Below are 19,225 nucleotides of genomic sequence, written 5' to 3'. Positions count from 1 at the left end.
CACCCGGACCCGGGGTGGCCGCCGCGCCGCCCCGGGCCGCGAGGGACAATGGTCCCCATGGCGTACGACGCGTTGGTGCTGGTCTCCTTCGGCGGTCCGGAGCGGCCCGAGGACGTTCTCCCGTTCCTGCAGAACGTGACCCGGGGGCGGGGGGTGCCGCCGGACCGGCTGGCCGAGGTCGCCGAGCACTACCTGCACTTCGGCGGGGTGTCGCCGATCAACCAGCAGTGCCGTGACCTGCTCGCGGCGATCCGCGAGGACTTCGCCGCCAACGGCGTCGACCTGCCGGTCTACTGGGGCAACCGCAACTGGGATCCGATGCTCGCCGACACGGTGGCGCGGATGCGCGACGACGGGATCACCCGGGCGCTGGCGTTCGTCACCAGCGCCTACGGCGGCTACTCGTCCTGCCGGCAGTACCAGGAGGACATCGCCTCGGCCCGCGCCGCTGTCGGCCCGGACGCCCCGCTGATCGAGAAGCTGCGTCAGTTCTGGGACCACCCCGGCTTCATCGAGCCGCACGCCGACGCGGTCCGTGCCGCGCTGGCCCAGCTCGACCCGGCGAAGCGGGACAGCACCCGGCTGGTCTTCACCGCGCACTCCGTACCGATGTCGGCGGCCGCCAGCGCCGGGCCGCACGGCGGCCGCTACACCGCCCAACTCGAGGAGGTCGCCCGGCTGGTGCACGCGGCGGCCGCACCCGACCTGGCGTACGACCTGGTCTGGCAGAGCCGGTCCGGGCCGCCGCAGGTGCCGTGGCTGGAGCCGGACGTCAACGACCACCTGGCCACGCTGCCCGAGCAGGGTGTGACCAGCGTGGTGGTCAGCCCGATCGGCTTCGTCTCCGACCACCTGGAAGTGGTGTGGGACCTGGACACCGAGGCGCTGGAGACGGCCAAGCAGCTCGGCCTGGACTTCGTCCGGGCCGGCACGCCCGGGGTCGACCCGCGGTTCGTGGCGATGGTCCGCGAGCTGGTGCTGGAGCGCACCGCCCCGGACGGGGAGCGGCTGCGCCGCCGTCTCGGCGAACTGCCGGCCTGGGACACCTGCCCGGCGCTGTGCTGCGTGCCCCCGGCCCGCCGGCCCTGAGCCCGACCCGACGACACCCCTGGGGACGACACGATGCTTGACCGCAAGCCGGTGCAGAGCTGGCTCACCGACATGGACGGCGTGCTGGTGCACGAGGGGCAGCCGGTGCCCGGCGCCCCGGAGTTCGTCAAGAAGCTGCGCGCCTCGGGCAAGCCGTTCCTGGTGCTGACGAACAACTCCATCTACACCCCGCGCGACCTGCAGGCCCGGCTGGCCCGGATGGGGCTGGACGTGCCGGAGGAGGCGATCTGGTCGTCCGCGCTGGCCACCGCCCAGTTCCTGGCCGACCAGCGGCCGGGCGGCACCGCGTACGTCATCGGTGAGGCCGGCCTGACCACGGCGCTGCACGCGGTGGGGTACGTGCTCAGCGACTTCGCCCCGGACTACGTGGTGCTGGGGGAGACGCGCACCTACAGCTTCGAGGCGATAACCAAGGCGATCCGGCTGATCAACGACGGCGCGCGATTCATCTGCACCAACCCGGACGCCACCGGCCCGTCGATGGAGGGTGCGCTGCCGGCGGCCGGCTCGGTGGCGGCGATGATCTCGAAGGCGACAGGTGTCGACCCGTACTTCGTCGGCAAGCCCAACCCGATGATGATGCGCTCGGCGCTGAACACCATCGACGCGCACTCCGAGTCGACCGCGATGATCGGCGACCGGATGGACACCGACATCCTGTGCGGCCTGGAGGCCGGACTGGAGACGATCCTGGTGCTCACCGGCATCAGCAGCCGGACCGAGGCCGAGCGGTACCCGTACCGTCCGTCGCGGATCGTCGACTCGGTGGCCGACCTGATCGACGAGGTCTGAGCCGGGGGTCTGCGGCTCTAGAGTCGCAGCGGCGCGTTGCAGGCGGCCACCAGGGCCTGCCGGCACGCGGTGGTCAGCGGCCGCAGTGCCGCGTCCCGCTGCTGCGCCTCGTAGGTGTTGACCGCGCCGCCGGGCGCGCTCTCCCCGGCCAGCGCGAGCACCCGATCCAGTACGGCGGCGCGGGCGAACAGGCGGCGGGCGCGCGGGTCGAAGCCGGGCGGCAGGTCGGTGGCGCCGTCCGGCCGGCGCAGCGCGGCGAGCGCCCCGGCGAGTTCGGGCCGCCACTGCGCGACGTCCAGCCGGGTCAGCGTGGCGGTGGTCTCGGCGAGCACGGCGGCCAGTTCGGCCTCGGCCTCCGCCGCACCGGGCGTGGTGAGGGACGCCTTCGGCGCGTCCGCCGGCAGCGGATGGACGCGCCAGAGCACCGTCTCCCAGGTCATCCCCGAGCCGGACGTGTGCGTACGGACCTCGGGCACCAGCCCCATCCCGCTCGCCACCACAGCCTCGCCCGCCACCAGCGCCGCCCCGGCGAACGCGCCCGGACCGGGCAGGCCGCGCGGGTCACCGGGCGCGGGCAGCACCAGGCGGATGTCGTCGGGTGAATGCTTGGCGAGGCTGGGCAGCGCCTCCCGCAGCGACACGTCGGTCCAGGTGCCGGGGGCGTCGGCGACGAGGTGCTCCTCGTCGCCGGCGACGGCGTCGGCCACCTCGTCGAAGGGCACCAGACCGGCTCGCCAGGCACGCACCCAGGCGACGAACCGGCTCGACCGGCGCGGAGCCAGTGTGGCCGCGCCCGTTGCGGGGGAGGACATGCGGAAAGGGTACGTGCTCCGCGCCGCTGCTGTCTCGGCTGCCGCTCCGGCGGCGCGACCTGGCCCCAACTACCCCCTTCGCACCGTTTCGTGCCGACGGATGACGGCCCGGTCGGCGCGTCGCCGAGCGACACGCCGGGGTCCTGGTTAGCGTCAGCGGCATGGCGGGGCGATACGACGGGGACGTGCTGGCCGGCGACTGGCGACGACGGAAGGTCACCCCCGAGGTCGACGCCGAACCCGACCTGGTGGTCGAGGACGCCGACTCCGGGTTCTGCGGCGCCGTGGTCGGCTTCGACTCCGGCGCTGTCGTGCTGGAGGACCGGCACGGGCGGCGGCGCAACTTCCCGCTGCTGCCCGCCGCTTTCCTGCTCGACGGCAGGCCGGTCACGCTGCGACGCCCGGCCCGCGCGCCGGTGCCCGCCGCGCGCCGCCGTACCGCGTCCGGGTCGATCGCTGTGGACGGCGTACGGGCGCAGGTCGCCAAGGCCAGCCGGATCTGGGTCGAGGGCGTGCACGACGCCGCGCTGGTCGAGCGGATCTGGGGCGACGACCTGCGCGTCGAAGGCGTGGTGGTGGAACCGCTGGACGGCATCGACGCGCTCGCCGACGAGGTACGCGCGTTCGCGCCCGGCCCGGGTCGCCGCCTCGGTGTGCTCGTCGACCACCTCGTACCCGGCTCGAAGGAGAGCCGCATCGTGGCCCGGGTGAACTCGCCGCACGTGCTGGTGACCGGTCACCCGTACGTCGACGTGTGGCAGGCGGTACGCCCGGCCGCGCTCGGCATCGCGGCGTGGCCCGTGGTCCCGCCCGGACAGCCCTGGAAGGAGGGCGTCTGCGCGGCGCTCGGGGTGGGTGAGCCGGCGGACATGTGGCGGCACATCCTGTCCCGGGTGGACAGTTTCGCCGACGTGGAGACGCCGCTGATCAACGCGATGGAGCGCCTGATCGATTTCGTCACCGAGCCTGGGTGAGTGGTCGCTCTCCGGGCTGTGGTCGCGGTTGGTGTCCGGGGGTGACCGTGCCCGGCTCCGGGCGGTCAGGCTTGATCCCTGCGCCGGTCACGGTCGCCCCCGGACCCGCCGTGCACCACCTCCGCCCGCCCCGACCCCCCGTCCCCGTCCCCGGTCGTCCTCGCCTGGTTGATCAAGGAGTTTGTGGGCATATCGGAGATCAACGCCGACACAAACTCCTTGATCACCGGGGTGGGGTGGCGGGGGCGCGTTGATCTTGCAGGTGTGGTCCGTTTGGATCGGGCATATGGGGCGAAGTGAGGGCCGCAAGTGCAAGATCGGCGGGGGCGAGGGCGAGGGCGGGGACGAGGGCGGGGGGCGGGCAGCGGGGTTATGGGGCCTGGTCGGGGGAGCGGGTCAGGACGAAAGTCGCTATGTCGAGGGCTGTCGGGGTGCCGGAACCGTCGCGGATCACCGTGAGGATCTCGCCGTCCTGGGAGCCGGAGCGGCCCCGCCACCGGTCCGGGCCCTCCGGGGTGAACCGGAGCAGCGGCCTGCCCACCTGACCGCCGACCAGGTCACCGGCGGCGTCGACGCGGAACTCGTACTCGCCGCCCATCCACCACCAGCGGCCGGTCAGCGCGGCCACGTCGGCGGCGGGCGGGTCGGCCGGGCGCCAGGGCGCGGGCGCGGCCGGTTCGGCGTCCAGCACCAGCGTGAGCGCCTCGCGGCCGAGCGCGCCGATGTGGTGGCCGCGCAGCCCGTACGAGTTGGCGAAGTTGACCACGGCGGTGCGGGTGGGCCGGTGCACGGCCAGGCCGGCGACGTACCCGGGCATGGAGCCGCCGTGCCCCACGTACACCCGGTCGCCGACCCGGTAGAGCTCGATGCCGAGGCCGTGCCCGCCGGTCCACGAGTCCAGGTCGTTGATGACCACGGGGGCGCACATCTCGGTGAGTGTGGCGGGGGAGAGCAGCGCCGGGTCCGGGTCGGCCAGGAACGCCGCCCAGCGGCCCAGGTCCTCGACCGTCGACCAGAGTTGCCCGGCCGGGGCCATCGCCCCGGTGTCGGTACGCGGCTCCTCCCGCAGCGTCTCGTGCCAGGGGTGGACGATGTAGCCGTTGGCGTACGGCTCGGTGGGGTGGTACGTGGTGCGGCGCATGCCCAGCGGCGCCAGCAGCCGCTCGGTCAGCAGGTCCGCCCACGGGGTGCCGGTGATCCGTTCCAGCACGGCGCCGAGCAGCCCGTACGCCAGGTTCGAGTAGTGGTAGACGAAGTGCGGCGGATAGGCGATCTTGTCCGGTGTCAGCCCGGCCAGCAGCGTGTCCAGGTCCATGCCCTCGGCGCGTTCCCACCAGTCGCCGTCCGGCTCGCGTTGCAGGCCGCCGACGTGGCCGAGCAACTGGCGCACCGTCACCGCGCCGACCGGGGTGCCGGGCAGGTGGGCGTCGAGCGGGTCGTCCAGCGCCAGCCGCCCGGCGTCGCGCTGCTGCATCACCAGCACCGCGGTCATGGTCTTGGTGATCGAGCCGACCCGGTACTGCAGGTCGCCGTCCGGGCGGGGCGTCTCACCGGCGACCGCGAGGTGCGCCAGCCGGCCGTCGCGGACCACGCCGAGGGCGAGCGAGGGGCCCCGCCCCTCGGCTTGGGCCCGGGCGACCAGCAGGTCCACCTGACGCGCGGTCTCGGGCAGCAGGGGCATGTCGTCCTCCTCGTCGGCCGGCGGCGCGGTACGCCGTGCCGAGCCTAGCGATCATGACAGTTCGATGACACGTGCGTTGACGTGTCAGGATTGTTCTCGTGGACGCCGTCTTCTGGATCGTTCTGGGTGTGGTATTAGCGGTCGCCGAGATCTTCACGACGACGCTCTTCCTGATCATGTTCGGGGTCGGGGCGTTCGCCGCCGCCGGCGCCGCGGCGCTCGGTGCGCCGGTGGCGCTCCAGGCGGTGATCTTCGCGGTGGTGTCGGCGCTGTCGGTGGCGGTGGTCCGTCCGGTGGTCCGGCGGCACGCCCGGCCGGCGCTGGAGACCGGTGAGCAGCCGTTCGGGGTCGAGGCGCTGGAAGGGGCCACCGCTGTGGTCCTGGAGCCGGTCGACGCCGACCGGGGCATGGTCAAGATCGATGGTGAGCTGTGGACGGCCCGTTCGTACGACGCGACGCGCACGTACGCCGAGGGTGAGCGGGTGCAGGTGATCAAGGTCCGGGGCGCTACCGCCCTGGTATGGCAGGACGACATTTCCACCCCGGGCGAGCTGCCCGAAGCGAAAAGGTGAACGGTATGGAGTTTCTGGCGATCCTGATGATCGCGGTGGCGTTGATCGGTGTGGTGACGCTGTTCAAGGCGGTACGGATCGTGCCGCAGCAGCGTCAGGACGTGGTGGAGCGGCTCGGCCGGTACAAGCGCACGCTGAACCCGGGCCTCAACCTGCTGGTGCCGTTCGTCGACGCGGTGCGTACCAAGGTCGACATGCGCGAGCAGGTGGTCAGCTTCCCGCCCCAGCCGGTGATCACCTCCGACAACCTGGTCGTCTCGATCGACACGGTTCTCTACTTCAAGGTGGTCGACTCGGTTCGCGCCACCTACGAGATCTCCAACTTCCTCCAGGCCATCGAGCAGCTCACCGTCACCACGCTGCGTAACGTGATCGGCTCGCTCGACCTGGAGCGCGCGCTGACCAGCCGCGAGGAGATCAACCGGCACCTGTCCGGCGTGCTGGACGAGACCACCGGCCGCTGGGGCATCAAGGTGACCCGGGTCGAGATCAAGGCGATCGAGCCGCCGCCGAGCATCCGCGACTCGATGGAGAAGCAGATGCGCGCCGAGCGGGACCGCCGTGCCGCGATCCTCAACGCCGAGGGGCACAAGCAGTCGCAGATCCTCACCGCCGAGGGTGAGAAGCAGGCCGCGGTGCTGCGCGCCGACGGTGACCGGCAGGCCCGGATCCTCCAGGCGGAGGGCCAGGCGAAGGCGATCCGTACCGTCTTCGACGCGATCCACACCGCCAACCCGAGCCAGAAGGTGCTGGCCTACCAGTACCTCCAGGCGCTGCCGCAGATCGCCAACGGCACTGCGAACAAGGTCTGGATCGTGCCGACCGAGCTGACCAAGGCCCTGGAGGGCATGGGTGGCGCGCTGGGCGGTCTGGCCAACATGGTCGGCGACCAGCCATCGCCGGAGGCCGCCAAGAGCGCCGGCGAGGTCGAGCGGGAGGCCGCCGAGGCCGCCGAGGCCGCGGCCATCGCCGCCCAGGAGATCCACAACGAGGTACGCGTGGCCGAGGCGCAGGCCACCGGCGGCAACACCCCGCAGGGTCTGCCGGCGCCGGAGCCGGTGTCGCCGGCCAGCCTCGTGAACGACCCGGCGGACCAGCGCGAGCGGGGCTGACCGGCAAATCCGAGAATCCCTCATACGGCGCTCCGGCGGCTGCCACCATCGGTTTCAGGACGGGTGGTGAGCAGGGCCGGAGCGCCGTTGCGCGTCCCGGGCCGCCCGCGGCGCGAACGAGGTGAGGCATGAAGGACCCGGCCAACCGGCTGTTCTCCCGTACCCCGGTCCCCGGCGCGCACGACCCCGCCGGGCCGATCGGCTCCCGGCGTACCGGAGGGGGTTTCGGGGTCCTGCCGTTCGTCTCCGAACCCGGCCCCGGTGCGCCGGCCACCGACGCGACCTGGGCCTGGTCGATCCGCCGGTTCGCCCGCGCGGCGGTCTGGCTGCTGCCGGCGTACGCGGTCCTCTACGGCCTGGTGGCGATGGCCAGCGACGGCGGCGTGGGCAACGACCCGTACCCGGCCGACGGCCGGCCGCTCTACCTGGTCGGCTGGGTCGCAGCGGTGTGGCTCGGGCTGCTCGCCCTGCTCGCGCTCACCGGCCTGCTCGCCGCCACCCGCTGCCGCCGCGTCGCACTGGCCGGGCTGCTGGCGAGCATCGGCGGGATGGTGCTGATGCTGCCGTTCGCCGGGCTGGCCGAGCAGACACCGGTGTTCGGCGTGACCGCGCGGGGCATCGTGCTGTTCGGCGCCACCCTCTACAGCGTGGGCTGGTTCCTCACCGGCTGGTCGGTCGCCCGGTCCGGGATGTTCTCCTACGGCGACGGGACGATGCTGATGATCGCCGCCCCGCTGCTCGGGCTCGGCGGCGCGCTGATCGGCTCGCTCCAGACGTTCGGTGCGATCTTCGTGCTGGTCTCCGGCATCGGCATCGGCTACCGCAGCGGCCGCCTGGTGCCCGAGACGATCGCCCTGGACGCCGCGGCGGCCAGCGTCGCCGCCGCACCGGTGCCACCCGCGTCACCGAAGGGCCCACTCGGGGCGGGCTGACCGTTTCTCGGCTGGGCGGTCGCCGTGAAGTAACTGACAGTTGCCTGGCGAGGTGGCCGGTAGGCGGCTTTCGTGGCAATCCTTGCGTCCATGCCGTCTCCCAGGTCGCCGCTGTCGCGGCTGTTCACCGTGCTGCTGGCCGGCCTGCTCGCCGGGCTCGTCCTCGCGCTCGCCGCGCTTCCCGGCGGCCTGCTCGGCGGGTTCGCCGCCCGGGCCGCGCTCGGCGCGTACGCGGACCTGCCCGACGCGCTGCGCACCCCCGTGCAGCCGCAGCGCTCCTACCTCTACGCCAACGACGGCACCACGCTGATCACCACGTTCTACGACGTGAACCGCACCGACGTGCCGCTGGCCGAGATCGCCCCGGTGATGCGGCAGGCGATCATCGCGGCCGAGGACCGGCGGTTCTACTCGCACGGCGGCGCTGACCTGCGCGGCATCGCCCGCGCGCTGGTGGCGAACGTCAAGGGCGGCGGCACCGAGCAGGGCGGCTCCACGCTGACCATGCAGTACGTCCGCAACGTGCTCAAGACCGACCCGAACCGCACCCCGGAGGAGCGGCAGGCGGCCACCGAGCAGACCGTCGGGCGCAAGCTCCAGGAGATCCGGTACGCGAACGCGCTGGAGCAGTCGCTGTCGAAGGACGAGATCCTCAACCGTTACCTCAACATCGCGTACTTCGGTTCCGGCGCGTACGGCGTCGCCGCCGCGAGCCAGCGCTACTTCGGCAAGGCCCCGGGCGACCTGACGCTGGGCGAGGCGGCGCTGCTCGCCGGCCTGGTCCAGTCGCCCGACGCGTACAGCCCGATCGACGGCGACAAGGACCAGGCGCTGACCCGCCGGGGGTACGTGCTCGACGCCATGGCCGAGACCGGCGCGATCACCGCGCAGCAGGCCGCCGCCGCGAAGGCCGAGCCGCTGAAGCTGCGCCCGACCGCCCAGCCCAACGGCTGCACCGCCACCGCCCAGGGCCACGACGACTGGGGCTTCTTCTGCGACTACCTGCGCCGCTGGTGGGTCACCCAGCCGGCCTTCGGCAGCACCCCCGAGGAGCGCGAGCAGGCGCTGCGCCGGGGCGGCTACCGGGTCGTCACCACGCTGGACCCGAAGATCCAGGAGACCGCGCAGGAGCAGGCCACCAAGGTCTACGGGTACGGCAACAAGCGGGCGCTGCCGATCGCGGCGGTCGAGCCCGGCACCGGCCGGGTGCTCGCCATGGCGGTGAACCGGCACTACAGCCTCGACGCCAACCCGGACGGGCAGGCCAACCACCCGAACACGGTCAACCCGCTGATCTCCGGTGGCGCCAGCGTCGACGGCTACCAGGCCGGCTCGACGTTCAAGATGTTCACCATGCTGGCCGCGCTCGAGGCCGGCAAGCCGCTGTCCACCGGCTTCGACGCCCCGAGCAGGCTGCCCACCCGGTACGCCTCGGACGACGAGGGCAACTGCGACGGCACGTGGTGCCCGGCGAACGCCAACCCGCAGTGGATGGACGGCTACCGGATGATGTGGGACGGCTTCGGCCGGTCCGTCAACACGTACTTCGTCTGGCTGGCCGAGCAGGTCGGCGAGGACAAGGTGGTGGAGATGGCCCAGCGCCTCGGCATCACCTTCCGGGCCGACTCCGATGCCGCGTTCGCCCGCGACAACGCCGCCAACTGGGGCGCGTTCACGCTCGGCGTGGCCGCCACGACCCCGCTGGACCTGGCGAACGCGTACGCCACGGTGGCCGCCGAGGGCACGTACTGCACGCCGCTGCCGGTGGTCTCGGTGACCGCGCCCGACGGCGACGCCGTCGACGTGGCGCAGCCGTCCTGCAAGCGGGTGCTCGACCCGGACGTGGCCCGTGCCGCCACCGACGCGGCCCGCTGCCCGGTCGGTCAGCAGTCCGCGTTCGAGCAGTGCAACGGCGGTACCGCCACCGCCGTCGACCGGATCGTCGGCCGCCCGGTGGCCGGCAAGACCGGCAGCTCGGAGCGCAACGCCACCGAGACGTTCGTCGGCTACACCCCGCAGGTCGCGGTCGCCGGCATCGCCGCCAACCCGGACGACGTCAACGACCTGGTCGGCTCCGCCGTGCAGGCGAAGGTGATCGACGCGGTGGCCCGGACCATCAAGACGGCGCTCACCGGCAAGCCGGTGGCCGGCTTCACCGCGCCGAGCCGGGCGCTGGTCGGCGACCCGCAGCGCCCGCAGCCGCCCCGGCGGACCGAGCCGGACCGCCGCGAGCAGCGCCAGGACAGCGAGCTGCCCTCCGACGTGCTGCGCTGGCTGCGCGGCCGCGGGTAACGGCCCTTTCACCGCACCGCCGCGTCGAGGGCGGCGGCCACCTCGTCCGGGGTGCCGTCGCCGTCGAGCGTGACGAACGAGCCGAACTCCGGCAGCGCCCGGTACGCGCCGTCCAGCGCGCGCAGGTGCGCCAGCTCCTCGGTGTCGATGCCCCGCGCGGCCACCCGCCGCTGCGCCACCTCGGGCGAGGTGGCCAGGAAGCACACCACCGCCGGGCGCGGGAAGACCGCGTAGACGGCGCGCACCACGTGCCGTCCCCGGTCGCCCCGGGCCGCCATGATCACGTCCTGGCACCAGGTCCACCGGTCCAGCACCGCCACCCGTCCGGTCAGGCGGGCCACCGCGACGGTCCGGGCCATCGCCGCCGCGCGCACCGTCGCCTCCAGGACCGGATAGACGGTACGGCCGAACAGCGCCACCCCGTCGGCGCGGCCGAGCGCCCGGGCCAGCCGGTTCCACAGCGGCCGCCCACCGGCGTTCTCGAAGTACCGCGCCCGGACACCCCGCTCACACAGCCGCGCCGCGAGCGCCCTGGCCTGGGTGGTCTTGCCGGAGCCGTCCACGCCGATCAGCGCGATCATCACCGGGCGGCCCACAGCCCCGGACGCTAACGCACCCGGACAACCATGCGCGCGACGTGTCGGATCCGGTCCGGCGGCTCCGACCCACAGGTGAGCGCGCCCGGCCGGGACGCGCCGCAACGCGGAGGAACACATCATGGGCAACGTCATCTACGGGGTGCACACGTCGGTCGACGGCTTCATCGAGGGCCCGAACGGCGAGTTCGACTGGCCGGAGATGGGGGAGGAGCTGTCCGCGTACTCGATCGGGCTGGCCGAGCGGGCCGACGCCTTCGTCTACGGGCGGCGGGTGTGGGAGATGATGTCCTCCTACTGGCCGCAGGTCGAGTCGATCTCCGACCACCCGCACGACCTGGCGTTCGCGCCGATCTGGCGGCGTACCCCGAAGGTCGTGGTCTCCCGCACGCTCGCCGAGGCCTCCCACGGCGCCGTGGTGGTCGGCGGCGGCGACCTGGCGAAGGAGTTCGCCGAGGTCCGCGAGCGGTTCCCCGGCGACCTGCTGGTCACCGGCGGCACCGGCGCGGCGACGGCGCTGGCCGCGCTCGGGCTCGTCGACACCTACGAGGTGATCGTGCACCCGGTGGTGCTCGGCGGCGGACGGCAGGTGCTGCCCGACCTGGCCCGCCAGAGCCTGCGGCTGGTCGAGACACGTCAGTTCGACGGACGGTCGGTGCTGCTGCGCTACGCGCGGGCCTGACGCCTCAGCGGCCCCGGCGGCGGGGCCGGTACGTGGCGAGCGCGGCCGGTACGCCGCGCCGCACGATGCCGGCCCGGTCGCTGTCCCCGCGCAGCACCGCGGCGGCGGTCTTGCGGGCCTGCTCGGCGGTGAAGTGCGGCGGCAGCATCAGCTCGGCCGGGTCCACCACCGCGTTGACCACCACCGGGCGGTCCGCGTCGAGCACCCGCTGCCACAGGCCGTCCACCCGGTCGGGGGAGTCGACCAGCTCGCCGCCGAGGCCCAGCACCTCGGCCCACCTGTGGTACGCCACGTCCGGCAGGTCCTGGCTGTCCGGGAACATCGGCGTGCCCTCGCCGGACCGCTGTTCCCAGCTGACGAAAGCGAGATCCCGGTTGTTGAGCACCAGCACCACGAACCGGGGATCGGACCACTCCCGCCAGTACCTCGCCACCGTGATCAGCTCGTTGACGCCGTTCATCTGCATCGCCCCGTCGCCGAGCAGCGCGATCACCGGGCGGTCCGGGTGGGCGAACTTCGCCGCCAGCGCGTACGGCATGCCGCCGCCCATGGACAGCAGCGTGCCGGAGAGGCTGGCCAGCATGCCGGGGCGGACCCGTACGTGCCGGGCGTACCAGGCGGTGGCGGTGCCGCAGTCCACGGCGAGCATGGCGTCGCCTGGTAGCGCGTCGTCGAGCGTGGTGAACAGCGACTGCGGGTTGACCGGGTCGGCCGGCTGGGCGGCGACCTCGCGCTGCGAGGCCCGCCACTTGCCGGTGGCGTCGGCGAGGGTGGCCCGCCAGGCGGTCGGGCCCGGCCCCGGGCCCAGTTCCTTGAGCAGGGCGCGCAGCGTCGGCCCGGCGTCGCCGGTCAGGTTCACCTCGGTCGGGTAGCGCAATCCCATCCGGCTGCCGTCGATGTCGATCTGCACCGCCCGGGCCTGGCCCTCCGGGGGATAGAACTCGGAGTAGGGCATCTGGCTGCCGATGATCAGCAGCCTGTCGCACTCGCGCATGAGCTGCCCGCTCGGGCGGCTGCCGAGCAGGCCGATCGCGCCCGTCACCCAGGGCTGCCGGTGGTCGACGGCGGTGAAGCCGAGCAGCGCGGTGGCGACCCCGGCGCCGAGCCGGTCGGCGATGCGGCGTACCTCGTCCTCGGCGCCCAGCGCGCCCTGCCCGACGAGCATCGCCACCCGCTCGCCGCCGCGCAGCACCTCGGCCGCGCGGCGCACGTCGGCCTCCGGCGGCACCGTCGGCTCGCTGCTCGGCACCGCGCTGGTGTGGTAGTAGCCGTGGGCGTGCGGCGGGTGCGGCACCGCCGGCAGGTCCTGGACGTCGGAGGGCAGGACCAGGGCGGTCACGGTACGCCGGGCCAGCGCCGTGCGGCAGGCCCGGTCGACCAGGTGCCGGGCCTGCGACGGGTCGTCGAGCTGGGCCAGGAAGGCCGACGCCACGTCCTTGTAGAGCGCGAGCAGGTCCACCTCCTGGTAGTAGCCGCCGCCCTCGGCGGGCAGCGCGGTGTGCCCGAGCAGCGCCACCACCGGCTGGTGGTCGAGCTTCGCGTCGTAGAGGCCGTTGAGGGCGTGGATCGCGCCCGGGCCGCTGGTCACCACCACGCAGCCGAGCGGGCCGCCGCCGTACTTGACGTGCGCGCCGGCCGCGAACCCGGCCGTCTCCTCGTGCCGGACCTGGATGAACCGGGCCCGCCCCTCGGCCCGTTGCAGCGCCGAGGTCATGCCGTTGATCCCGTCGCCCGGGTAGCCGTAGTAGCGGTGCACGCCCCACTCGGCGAGCCGGGCCACCAGGTAGTCGGCGACTGTGGCGTCGCGGGGGAGGTTGCCGTCGTGCTCCGTGCCCATCCTGGTCCCTCCGTCGCCGTCGGCCTCCCGGCTTGCTTCCCCGCCGGGGACGCCGGAAACCCGGCCCGCGCCGGAGCGGCCCGGCGGGCCGGGCAGAATCGCCTGGTGCCCGTCCACGAGATCACCGACCCCGACGACGACCGGATCGCCGACTACCGCGCGCTCACCGACGTGGAGCTGCGTACCCGCTGGGAACCGCCGCACGGGCTGTTCATCGCCGAGGGGGAGCTGGTGCTGCGGCGGGCGCTGCGGGCCGGCTACCCGGCCCGGTCGTACCTGGTCGACGCCAAGCGGGTGGACCAGCTCGCCGACCTGGACACCGGTGACGCGCCGGTGTACGCGGCCACGCCGGACGTGCTCCAGCGCGCCACCGGCTTCCACGTGCACCGGGGCGTGCTCGCGTCGTTCCACCGCAAGCCGCTGCGCTCCGCCGGCGAGGTGCTCGCCGCCGCCCGGCGGGTGGTGATCCTGGAGGACGTCAACAACCACACGAACCTGGGCGCGATCTTCCGGGGCGCCGCCGCGCTCGGCGTCGACGCGGTGCTGCTGTCCCCGACCTGCGCCGACCCGCTGTACCGGCGCAGCGTACGGGTCAGCATGGGCGAGGTGTTCGCGGTGCCGTACGCCAAGCTCGACAGCTGGCCCGACGGGCTGGACCAGGTCCGGGCGGCCGGGTTCACGGTGCTCGCGATGACGCCAGCGCCTGACGCCGTACCCATGCAGCGGCTGACCCCGGCGCAGCGCGAGCGGGCGGCGTTGCTGCTCGGGGCGGAGGGGCCGGGGCTGACCGCGGCGGCGCAGGCCGCCAGCGACGTGCGGGTGGTGATCCCGATGCGGCGCGGCGTGGACTCGCTGAACGTGGCGGCCGCCGCGGCGGTGGCGTTCTGGGAGCTGGGGCGGGAGGACGCGCTCTGACGACCCGCCCTCCCGACCGGCTTGCATGACCATGCGACAGCGTGCATAATCTTCCTTGTGTCCAAGGTTCTCACCTCCCTGCCCATCGGCGAACGTGTCGGCATCGCCTTCTCTGGCGGCCTCGACACCTCGGTAGCCGTCGCGTGGATGCGCGACAAGGGCGCCGTCCCCTGCGCCTACACCGCTGACATCGGCCAGTACGACGAGCCCGACATCGCCTCGGTGCCCGGCCGCGCGCTCAGCTACGGCGCCGAGGTCGCCCGCCTCGTCGACTGCCGCGCCGCCCTGGTCGAGGAAGGGCTGGCGGCGCTGACCTGCGGCGCCTTCCACATCCGCTCCGGCGGACGGGCCTACTTCAACACCACGCCGCTGGGCCGCGCCGTGACCGGCACGCTGCTGGTCCGCGCGATGATTGCCGACGACGTGCAGATCTGGGGCGACGGCTCGACGTTCAAGGGCAACGACATCGAGCGGTTCTACCGGTACGGCCTGCTGGCGAACCCGCAGCTGCGGATCTACAAGCCGTGGCTGGACACCGACTTCGTCACCGAGCTGGGCGGCCGCACCGAGATGTCGGAGTGGCTGCTGGAGCGCGGCCTGCCCTACCGGGACAGCACCGAGAAGGCGTACTCCACCGACGCCAACATCTGGGGTGCCACCCACGAGGCCAAGACCCTCGAACACCTGGACACCGGCATCGAGACGGTCGAGCCGATCATGGGCGTGAAGTTCTGGGACCCGTCCGTGGAGATCCCGACCGAGGACGTCACCATCGGCTTCGACCAGGGCCGCCCGGTGACGATCAACGGCAAGGAGTTCGGCAGCGCCGTCGACCTGGTGCTGGAGGCCAACGCCATCGGCGGCCGGCACGGCCTGGGCATGTCCGACCAGATCGAGAACCGGATCATCGAGGCCAAGAGCCGCGGCATCTACGAGGCCCCCGGCATGGCGCTGCTGCACGCCGCCTACGAGCGGCTCGTCAACGCCATCCACAACGAGGACACGCTCGCGAACTACCACAACGAGGGCCGCCGCCTCGGCCGCCTCATGTACGAGGGCCGCTGGCTGGACCCGCAGGCGCTGATGCTGCGCGAGTCGCTGCAGCGCTGGGTCGGCACGGCGGTCACCGGCGAGGTCACGCTGCGGCTGCGCCGGGGCGAGGACTATTCGATCCTCGACACCACCGGCCCGGCGTTCAGCTACCACCCGGACAAGCTGTCGATGGAGCGCACCCAGGACTCGGCGTTCGGCCCGGCCGACCGGATCGGCCAGCTCACCATGCGCAACCTCGACATCGCCGACTCCCGGGCCAAGCTGGAGCAGTACGCCTCCGTCGGCATGGTCGGCGGCGGCACCCCGCAGCGGATCGTCGGCGCCGCCCAGGCGGCCTCGACCGGGCTCATCGGCGCCATGCCGCAGGGCGGCGCGGAAGCCATCGCGTCCCGGGGCGTCCCCACCGCCGAGGACGAGGCGCTCGACCGGGCCGCGATGGAGTTCGGCGTCGACTGATCGCCATCCCTCGTTCCGTCCGTCCGCCCGCCGGTCCCCGCCTTCTCGGCGGGCCGGCGGGCGGTGTGGCTTTCGGCAACGGTGGTGACGCAGGGTAGCGTGTCGCCCGTGTTCCCTACCGTGCGTGAGGTGCTGGACCTGGTGCCCGTGCGCCACGGCGCGCCGCGCCTGGTCGCCGGGAACGCCGGACTGGACCGGTCGGTGCGCTGGGTGCACATCGCCGAGGTACCCGACATCGCCACCCTCCTCGGCGGCGGGGAACTGGTCCTCACCACCGGGATCGGCCTGCCCGGCGACGACGCCGGGCTCCGCGAGTTCATCGGCGCCCTGGCCGACGTCGGCGTCTCCGGGCTGGCGGTCGAACTGGGCCGCCGCTACGTCAGCGGAGTCCCACGCGTGATGGCCGCCGCCGCCGAACGACGCGGCCTGCCCCTGATCGAGCTGCGCCGGGGCACCCCGTTCGTCCGCATCACCGAGGCGGTGCACGCGCTGATCGTCGACGCCCAGCTCACCGAGCTGCGCGCCACCGAGGAGATCCACCAGCGGTTCACCGAACTGTCCGTGGAGGGCGCCGAACCGGCCGAGGTGCTGCGGCAGGCCGCCGAACTGGCCGGCTGCCCGATGGTGCTGGAGAACCTGTCCCGGCAGGTGCTCGCGTACGACCCGGCGGGGGAGAACGCCCAACTGCTGCTGGACGGCTGGGAACGGCACTCGCGGCAGATCCGCCCGCCCGGGCGCACCGCGTACGACCCGGACAGCGGGTGGCTCGTCACCACCGTCGGCGCCCGGGGGCAGGACTGGGGACGCCTGCTGCTGCGCTGGCCGGCGACCGAGTCCACCCCGCCGACCCGGCTGACCATCCTGATCGAACGGGCCGCCTCCACGCTGGCCCTGGGCCGGCTGATCCGGCGCGACGCCGAGGGCCTGGAACGGCAGATCCACCGCACGCTGCTGACCGCCCTGATCGACCACACCCGCCCGGTGGACGAGGTGGCGCTGCGCGCCAAGGCGCTCGGCGTCGTCCTGGACCGCCGCCACCTGGTCGGCGTCGTGGTCCGCCACCGCGCCGACGAGCCGTCCGGCGACGCGGGCGCCCCCGACGACGAGCCCGCCGCCCGCCGGGGCGCGCGCCGCGACACCGACGCCGAAGGCCCGGAAGCCGGACCGGCCCGGTTGCGCGACCTCGCCGAGGCGGTCAGCCAGGCCGTCCGGGACGCCAAGCTCACCGCGCTGACCAGCCCGCTCGACGATCAGGCCGTGGGCGCGCTGCTGGCGCTCCCCGACCCGGCCGCCGAGGAGAAGGCACTGTCCGCGTTCGCCGCGGCGTTGCGCCGGGTACGCCTCGACGCCGCCCCCGCCCGCCCTCCGGCGTCCCGCCCGTCGGAGTCGCCTGACCGTCCCGCCGGACGGGCCGTCGCGTCGGGGAGCGCGCGGCCGGTCGACGCGCCGCCCCGGGCCGCGATCGTGGTGGCGGCCGGGTCCGGTGTGAGCAGCCTGCGCGAGGCACGCCGGTCGCTGATCGAGGCGCGGCAGGTCGCCGAGGCGGCCCGGCGGGATCCCCGGGATCTGCCCTGCTACCGGCTGCCGCACGTGGGGCTGGCCGGGCTGCTGCACCTGTTACGCGACGAGCCCCGGTTGCAGACGTTCGTCGAGCGCGAGCTGGGGCCGCTGCTCGCCTACGACGCCCAGCACCCGCGGGAGCAGTTGCTCGGCACGCTGCGGGCGTACCTGGAGCAGGGGCGGAACAAGTCGGCCGGCGCCGCCGCCGCGCACCTGTCCCGGCCGGCGTTCTACGAGCGGCTGGCCCGCATCGGCCGCATCCTCGACGCCGACCTCGACTCGGTCGACAGGTGCCTGTCCCTGCACGTGGCCCTGCTGGCCCTAGACGCCATCCGCACCCCCTGACCCGCCCCGCCCTCCCGGGCTGTCCCGCGCTGTCCCGCGTCGATCTTGGAGTTGTGGCGCCCGGAATGGCCCGCAAGCGAGGTATGCGCGGTGCCACAACTCCAAGATCGATGACGTGTGGACGGTCAGGTCAGGGCGGTGAGGGTCTTGGCGTAGGGGGCGGGGACGTAGTTGTCGCCGCCGGGGGTGAACACGTCGGAGGTGGCCGCCGCCTGCCAGGCGGTGTCGGGCAGCGCCGCGACCAGGGCGCGTACCACAGGGGCGTCGCGCCACTGGTCCTGCTGGGCGAGCAGGCTCAGCGCGACCACCGACTCCTCCACCTCGCCCACGCACTCGAACGGCTTGTGCCCGTCGATGCCGAGCAGCTCCCGGTAGCCGGGGATCTGGGACTCGTCGGCCAGCAGGTCACCGCCGAAGATGCCGGTCAGCCGCTCCCGGGGCATGAACGGCGCCATGGCCAGGAACACGAACCGGCACTTCGGGCAGTCGCGGCACCAGCGCTCGCTCGCGTCGCGCAGCTTGAACGCGGCGTTGCAGCTGGTCACCACCGCGTCGTACCGGTCGATCTCGGCGAACAGCCGGGCGATGTGCAGCTCGGACAGGGAGCGCAGCAACGAGAAGTACGGCTCGGTGAGCCCGGCGTGCTCGGCCAGCGCGGCGCGCAGCAGCCCTTCCGCCTCGACGCCCTTCGACCACTGGTGGTTGATCTCGTGGCCGTTCCAGATCAGGTTCGGGTCGGACGCGGAACGCTCGTTGGACATCACCACCGGGCCGAGCCCGTGCAGGACGGCGGTGGCCACGGCGATCAGCGAGTTGATCGCGGTGACCGGGATGTGCCCGTTGCGCGCTCCGGCGGCGTTCAGCTCGAACAGCACCGGGTCCAGCCGCCGCCGGGCGGCCAGCGGCACCAGGTCCGACGCCTCGTTCACCGACACGATCACGTGGTTCGGGTTGACCGAGAACGGCACCGGGTCGAGGCCGGCGCGGCGCAGCGCCTCCAGCGTGACGATGGAGTCCTTGCCGCCGCCGACAGCCGACAGCGGACGACGGTCGGAGTTGTCCACCTGCACCGCCGGGTCCACGGTGCCGGACGGCACCTCGGGACGCAGTTCCAGCACGTGCGGCAGGTCGTTGCGGTACGCGTACTCGGCGAGGCCCTTGGTGTAGACGGCGGTGACCAGCTCGACGGCGGCGGCGCCCAGCGGCGCGGGCAGCACCAGCCGGGGCGGCGCGGCGGCCTTGTAGTAGCTGACGCCGGCGACCACGTGCAGCAGCTCCAGCACCCGGGACAGGGTGGCAGCTGTGGCGTCGGGGACCGGCTCGGCCGGCAGCGGAAGCGTGATCACCTCGGTGAACCGCTGCTCGCCGTCGGGACCGGTCAGGGCGTAGTCGAACAGGACCTCACCGGTGGCGAAGTCGATCGAGTAGGACGGGAAGGTGAAGGCGTCCATCCGCCGCAGCTGCTCGTTGGGCACACGCCATACTAGGCCCTGGTTCGTCCGTC

At 73.4% G+C, this 19,225-nt stretch carries 16 protein-coding genes; 11 read left to right on the top strand and 5 right to left on the bottom strand.

What is annotated here, in order from left to right; translation table 11 throughout:
• The first annotated feature begins 57 nt into the window (after positions 1 to 57).
• Together CLT75_RS14295 and CLT75_RS14290 are read left to right on the top strand one after the other, a co-directional pair.
• Complete coding sequence (locus tag CLT75_RS14295; RefSeq protein ID WP_135241110.1) at positions 58 to 1,089, top strand: ferrochelatase; 1,032 nt, start codon at positions 58 to 60, stop codon at positions 1,087 to 1,089.
• 33 nt (positions 1,090 to 1,122) lie between these two features.
• Positions 1,123 to 1,902 (top strand): HAD-IIA family hydrolase, encoded by a 780-nt coding sequence (locus tag CLT75_RS14290; protein ID WP_091048117.1) that lies wholly within the window; start codon positions 1,123 to 1,125, stop codon positions 1,900 to 1,902.
• Positions 1,903 to 1,919: 17 nt separating this feature from the next.
• Here CLT75_RS14290 and CLT75_RS14285 read toward each other — a convergent pair whose 3' ends face one another.
• The gene (locus CLT75_RS14285) at positions 1,920 to 2,714 is read right to left on the bottom strand and encodes a hypothetical protein (RefSeq protein ID WP_135241109.1); all 795 of its coding nucleotides are present in this window, start codon (positions 2,712 to 2,714) and stop codon (positions 1,920 to 1,922) included.
• Positions 2,715 to 2,875: 161 nt separating this feature from the next.
• On the opposite strand from CLT75_RS14285, the gene CLT75_RS14280 reads away from it, so the two are divergent.
• Positions 2,876 to 3,688 carry a DUF3097 domain-containing protein gene (locus CLT75_RS14280; RefSeq protein ID WP_135241108.1) on the top strand — a complete coding sequence of 271 codons (813 nt, stop codon included), beginning with the start codon at positions 2,876 to 2,878 and terminating at the stop codon, positions 3,686 to 3,688.
• 370 nt (positions 3,689 to 4,058) lie between these two features.
• Here CLT75_RS14280 and CLT75_RS14275 read toward each other — a convergent pair whose 3' ends face one another.
• Positions 4,059 to 5,369: a serine hydrolase domain-containing protein gene (locus CLT75_RS14275; RefSeq protein ID WP_135241107.1), complete on the bottom strand. Its 1,311-nt coding sequence runs from the start codon at positions 5,367 to 5,369 to the stop codon at positions 4,059 to 4,061.
• A 98-nt stretch (positions 5,370 to 5,467) separates the two neighbouring features.
• Between CLT75_RS14275 and CLT75_RS14270 the strand changes: the two genes are divergently transcribed.
• The 4 genes from CLT75_RS14270 (at position 5,468) to CLT75_RS14255 (ending at position 10,277) form a co-directional block, all read left to right on the top strand.
• On the top strand, positions 5,468 to 5,941 hold the full coding sequence (locus CLT75_RS14270; protein ID WP_120568994.1) for an NfeD family protein: 474 nt from the start codon (positions 5,468 to 5,470) through the stop codon (positions 5,939 to 5,941).
• A 5-nt stretch (positions 5,942 to 5,946) separates the two neighbouring features.
• Positions 5,947 to 7,053 (top strand): SPFH domain-containing protein, encoded by a 1,107-nt coding sequence (locus CLT75_RS14265; protein ID WP_135241106.1) that lies wholly within the window; start codon positions 5,947 to 5,949, stop codon positions 7,051 to 7,053.
• A 128-nt stretch (positions 7,054 to 7,181) separates the two neighbouring features.
• Positions 7,182 to 7,985, top strand: a complete 804-nt coding sequence (locus CLT75_RS14260) for a hypothetical protein (protein ID WP_135241105.1) — start codon at positions 7,182 to 7,184, stop codon at positions 7,983 to 7,985.
• Positions 7,986 to 8,075: 90 nt separating this feature from the next.
• A complete protein-coding gene (locus CLT75_RS14255) occupies positions 8,076 to 10,277 on the top strand; it encodes a transglycosylase domain-containing protein (RefSeq protein WP_486485178.1) in 2,202 nt (733 codons plus the stop codon).
• An 8-nt stretch (positions 10,278 to 10,285) separates the two neighbouring features.
• Here CLT75_RS14255 and CLT75_RS14250 read toward each other — a convergent pair whose 3' ends face one another.
• On the bottom strand, positions 10,286 to 10,873 hold the full coding sequence (locus tag CLT75_RS14250; RefSeq protein WP_486485177.1) for a nucleoside/nucleotide kinase family protein: 588 nt from the start codon (positions 10,871 to 10,873) through the stop codon (positions 10,286 to 10,288).
• 121 nt (positions 10,874 to 10,994) lie between these two features.
• Between CLT75_RS14250 and CLT75_RS14245 the strand changes: the two genes are divergently transcribed.
• Entirely contained in the window at positions 10,995 to 11,555 is a 561-nt protein-coding gene (locus CLT75_RS14245; RefSeq protein WP_135241103.1) for a dihydrofolate reductase family protein, read from the top strand.
• Between the two features lie 4 nt (positions 11,556 to 11,559).
• Here CLT75_RS14245 and CLT75_RS14240 read toward each other — a convergent pair whose 3' ends face one another.
• Positions 11,560 to 13,392, bottom strand: coding sequence for a thiamine pyrophosphate-requiring protein (locus tag CLT75_RS14240; RefSeq protein WP_135241102.1), 1,833 nt, complete (start codon positions 13,390 to 13,392; stop codon positions 11,560 to 11,562).
• Positions 13,393 to 13,494: 102 nt separating this feature from the next.
• Between CLT75_RS14240 and CLT75_RS14235 the strand changes: the two genes are divergently transcribed.
• From CLT75_RS14235 to CLT75_RS14225, 3 genes are all read left to right on the top strand, one after another.
• The gene (locus CLT75_RS14235) at positions 13,495 to 14,307 is read left to right on the top strand and encodes a TrmH family RNA methyltransferase (RefSeq protein ID WP_486485347.1); all 813 of its coding nucleotides are present in this window, start codon (positions 13,495 to 13,497) and stop codon (positions 14,305 to 14,307) included.
• A gap of 57 nt (positions 14,308 to 14,364) precedes the next feature.
• The gene (gene argG / locus CLT75_RS14230; RefSeq protein ID WP_041799074.1) at positions 14,365 to 15,816 is read left to right on the top strand and encodes an argininosuccinate synthase; all 1,452 of its coding nucleotides are present in this window, start codon (positions 14,365 to 14,367) and stop codon (positions 15,814 to 15,816) included.
• Positions 15,817 to 15,924: 108 nt separating this feature from the next.
• Entirely contained in the window at positions 15,925 to 17,721 is a 1,797-nt protein-coding gene (locus CLT75_RS14225) for a PucR family transcriptional regulator (protein WP_486485176.1), read from the top strand.
• A 125-nt stretch (positions 17,722 to 17,846) separates the two neighbouring features.
• Here CLT75_RS14225 and CLT75_RS14220 read toward each other — a convergent pair whose 3' ends face one another.
• Complete coding sequence (locus CLT75_RS14220; protein ID WP_135241099.1) at positions 17,847 to 19,196, bottom strand: MurL-like N-terminal domain-containing; 1,350 nt, start codon at positions 19,194 to 19,196, stop codon at positions 17,847 to 17,849.
• Positions 19,197 to 19,225 lie beyond the last annotated feature (29 nt).

The sequence above is a fragment of the Micromonospora sp. CNZ285 genome (assembly GCF_004637285.1).
The sequence above is the reverse complement of the archived record's forward strand: the minus strand, read 5'-3'. Positions and strand labels throughout refer to the sequence as shown.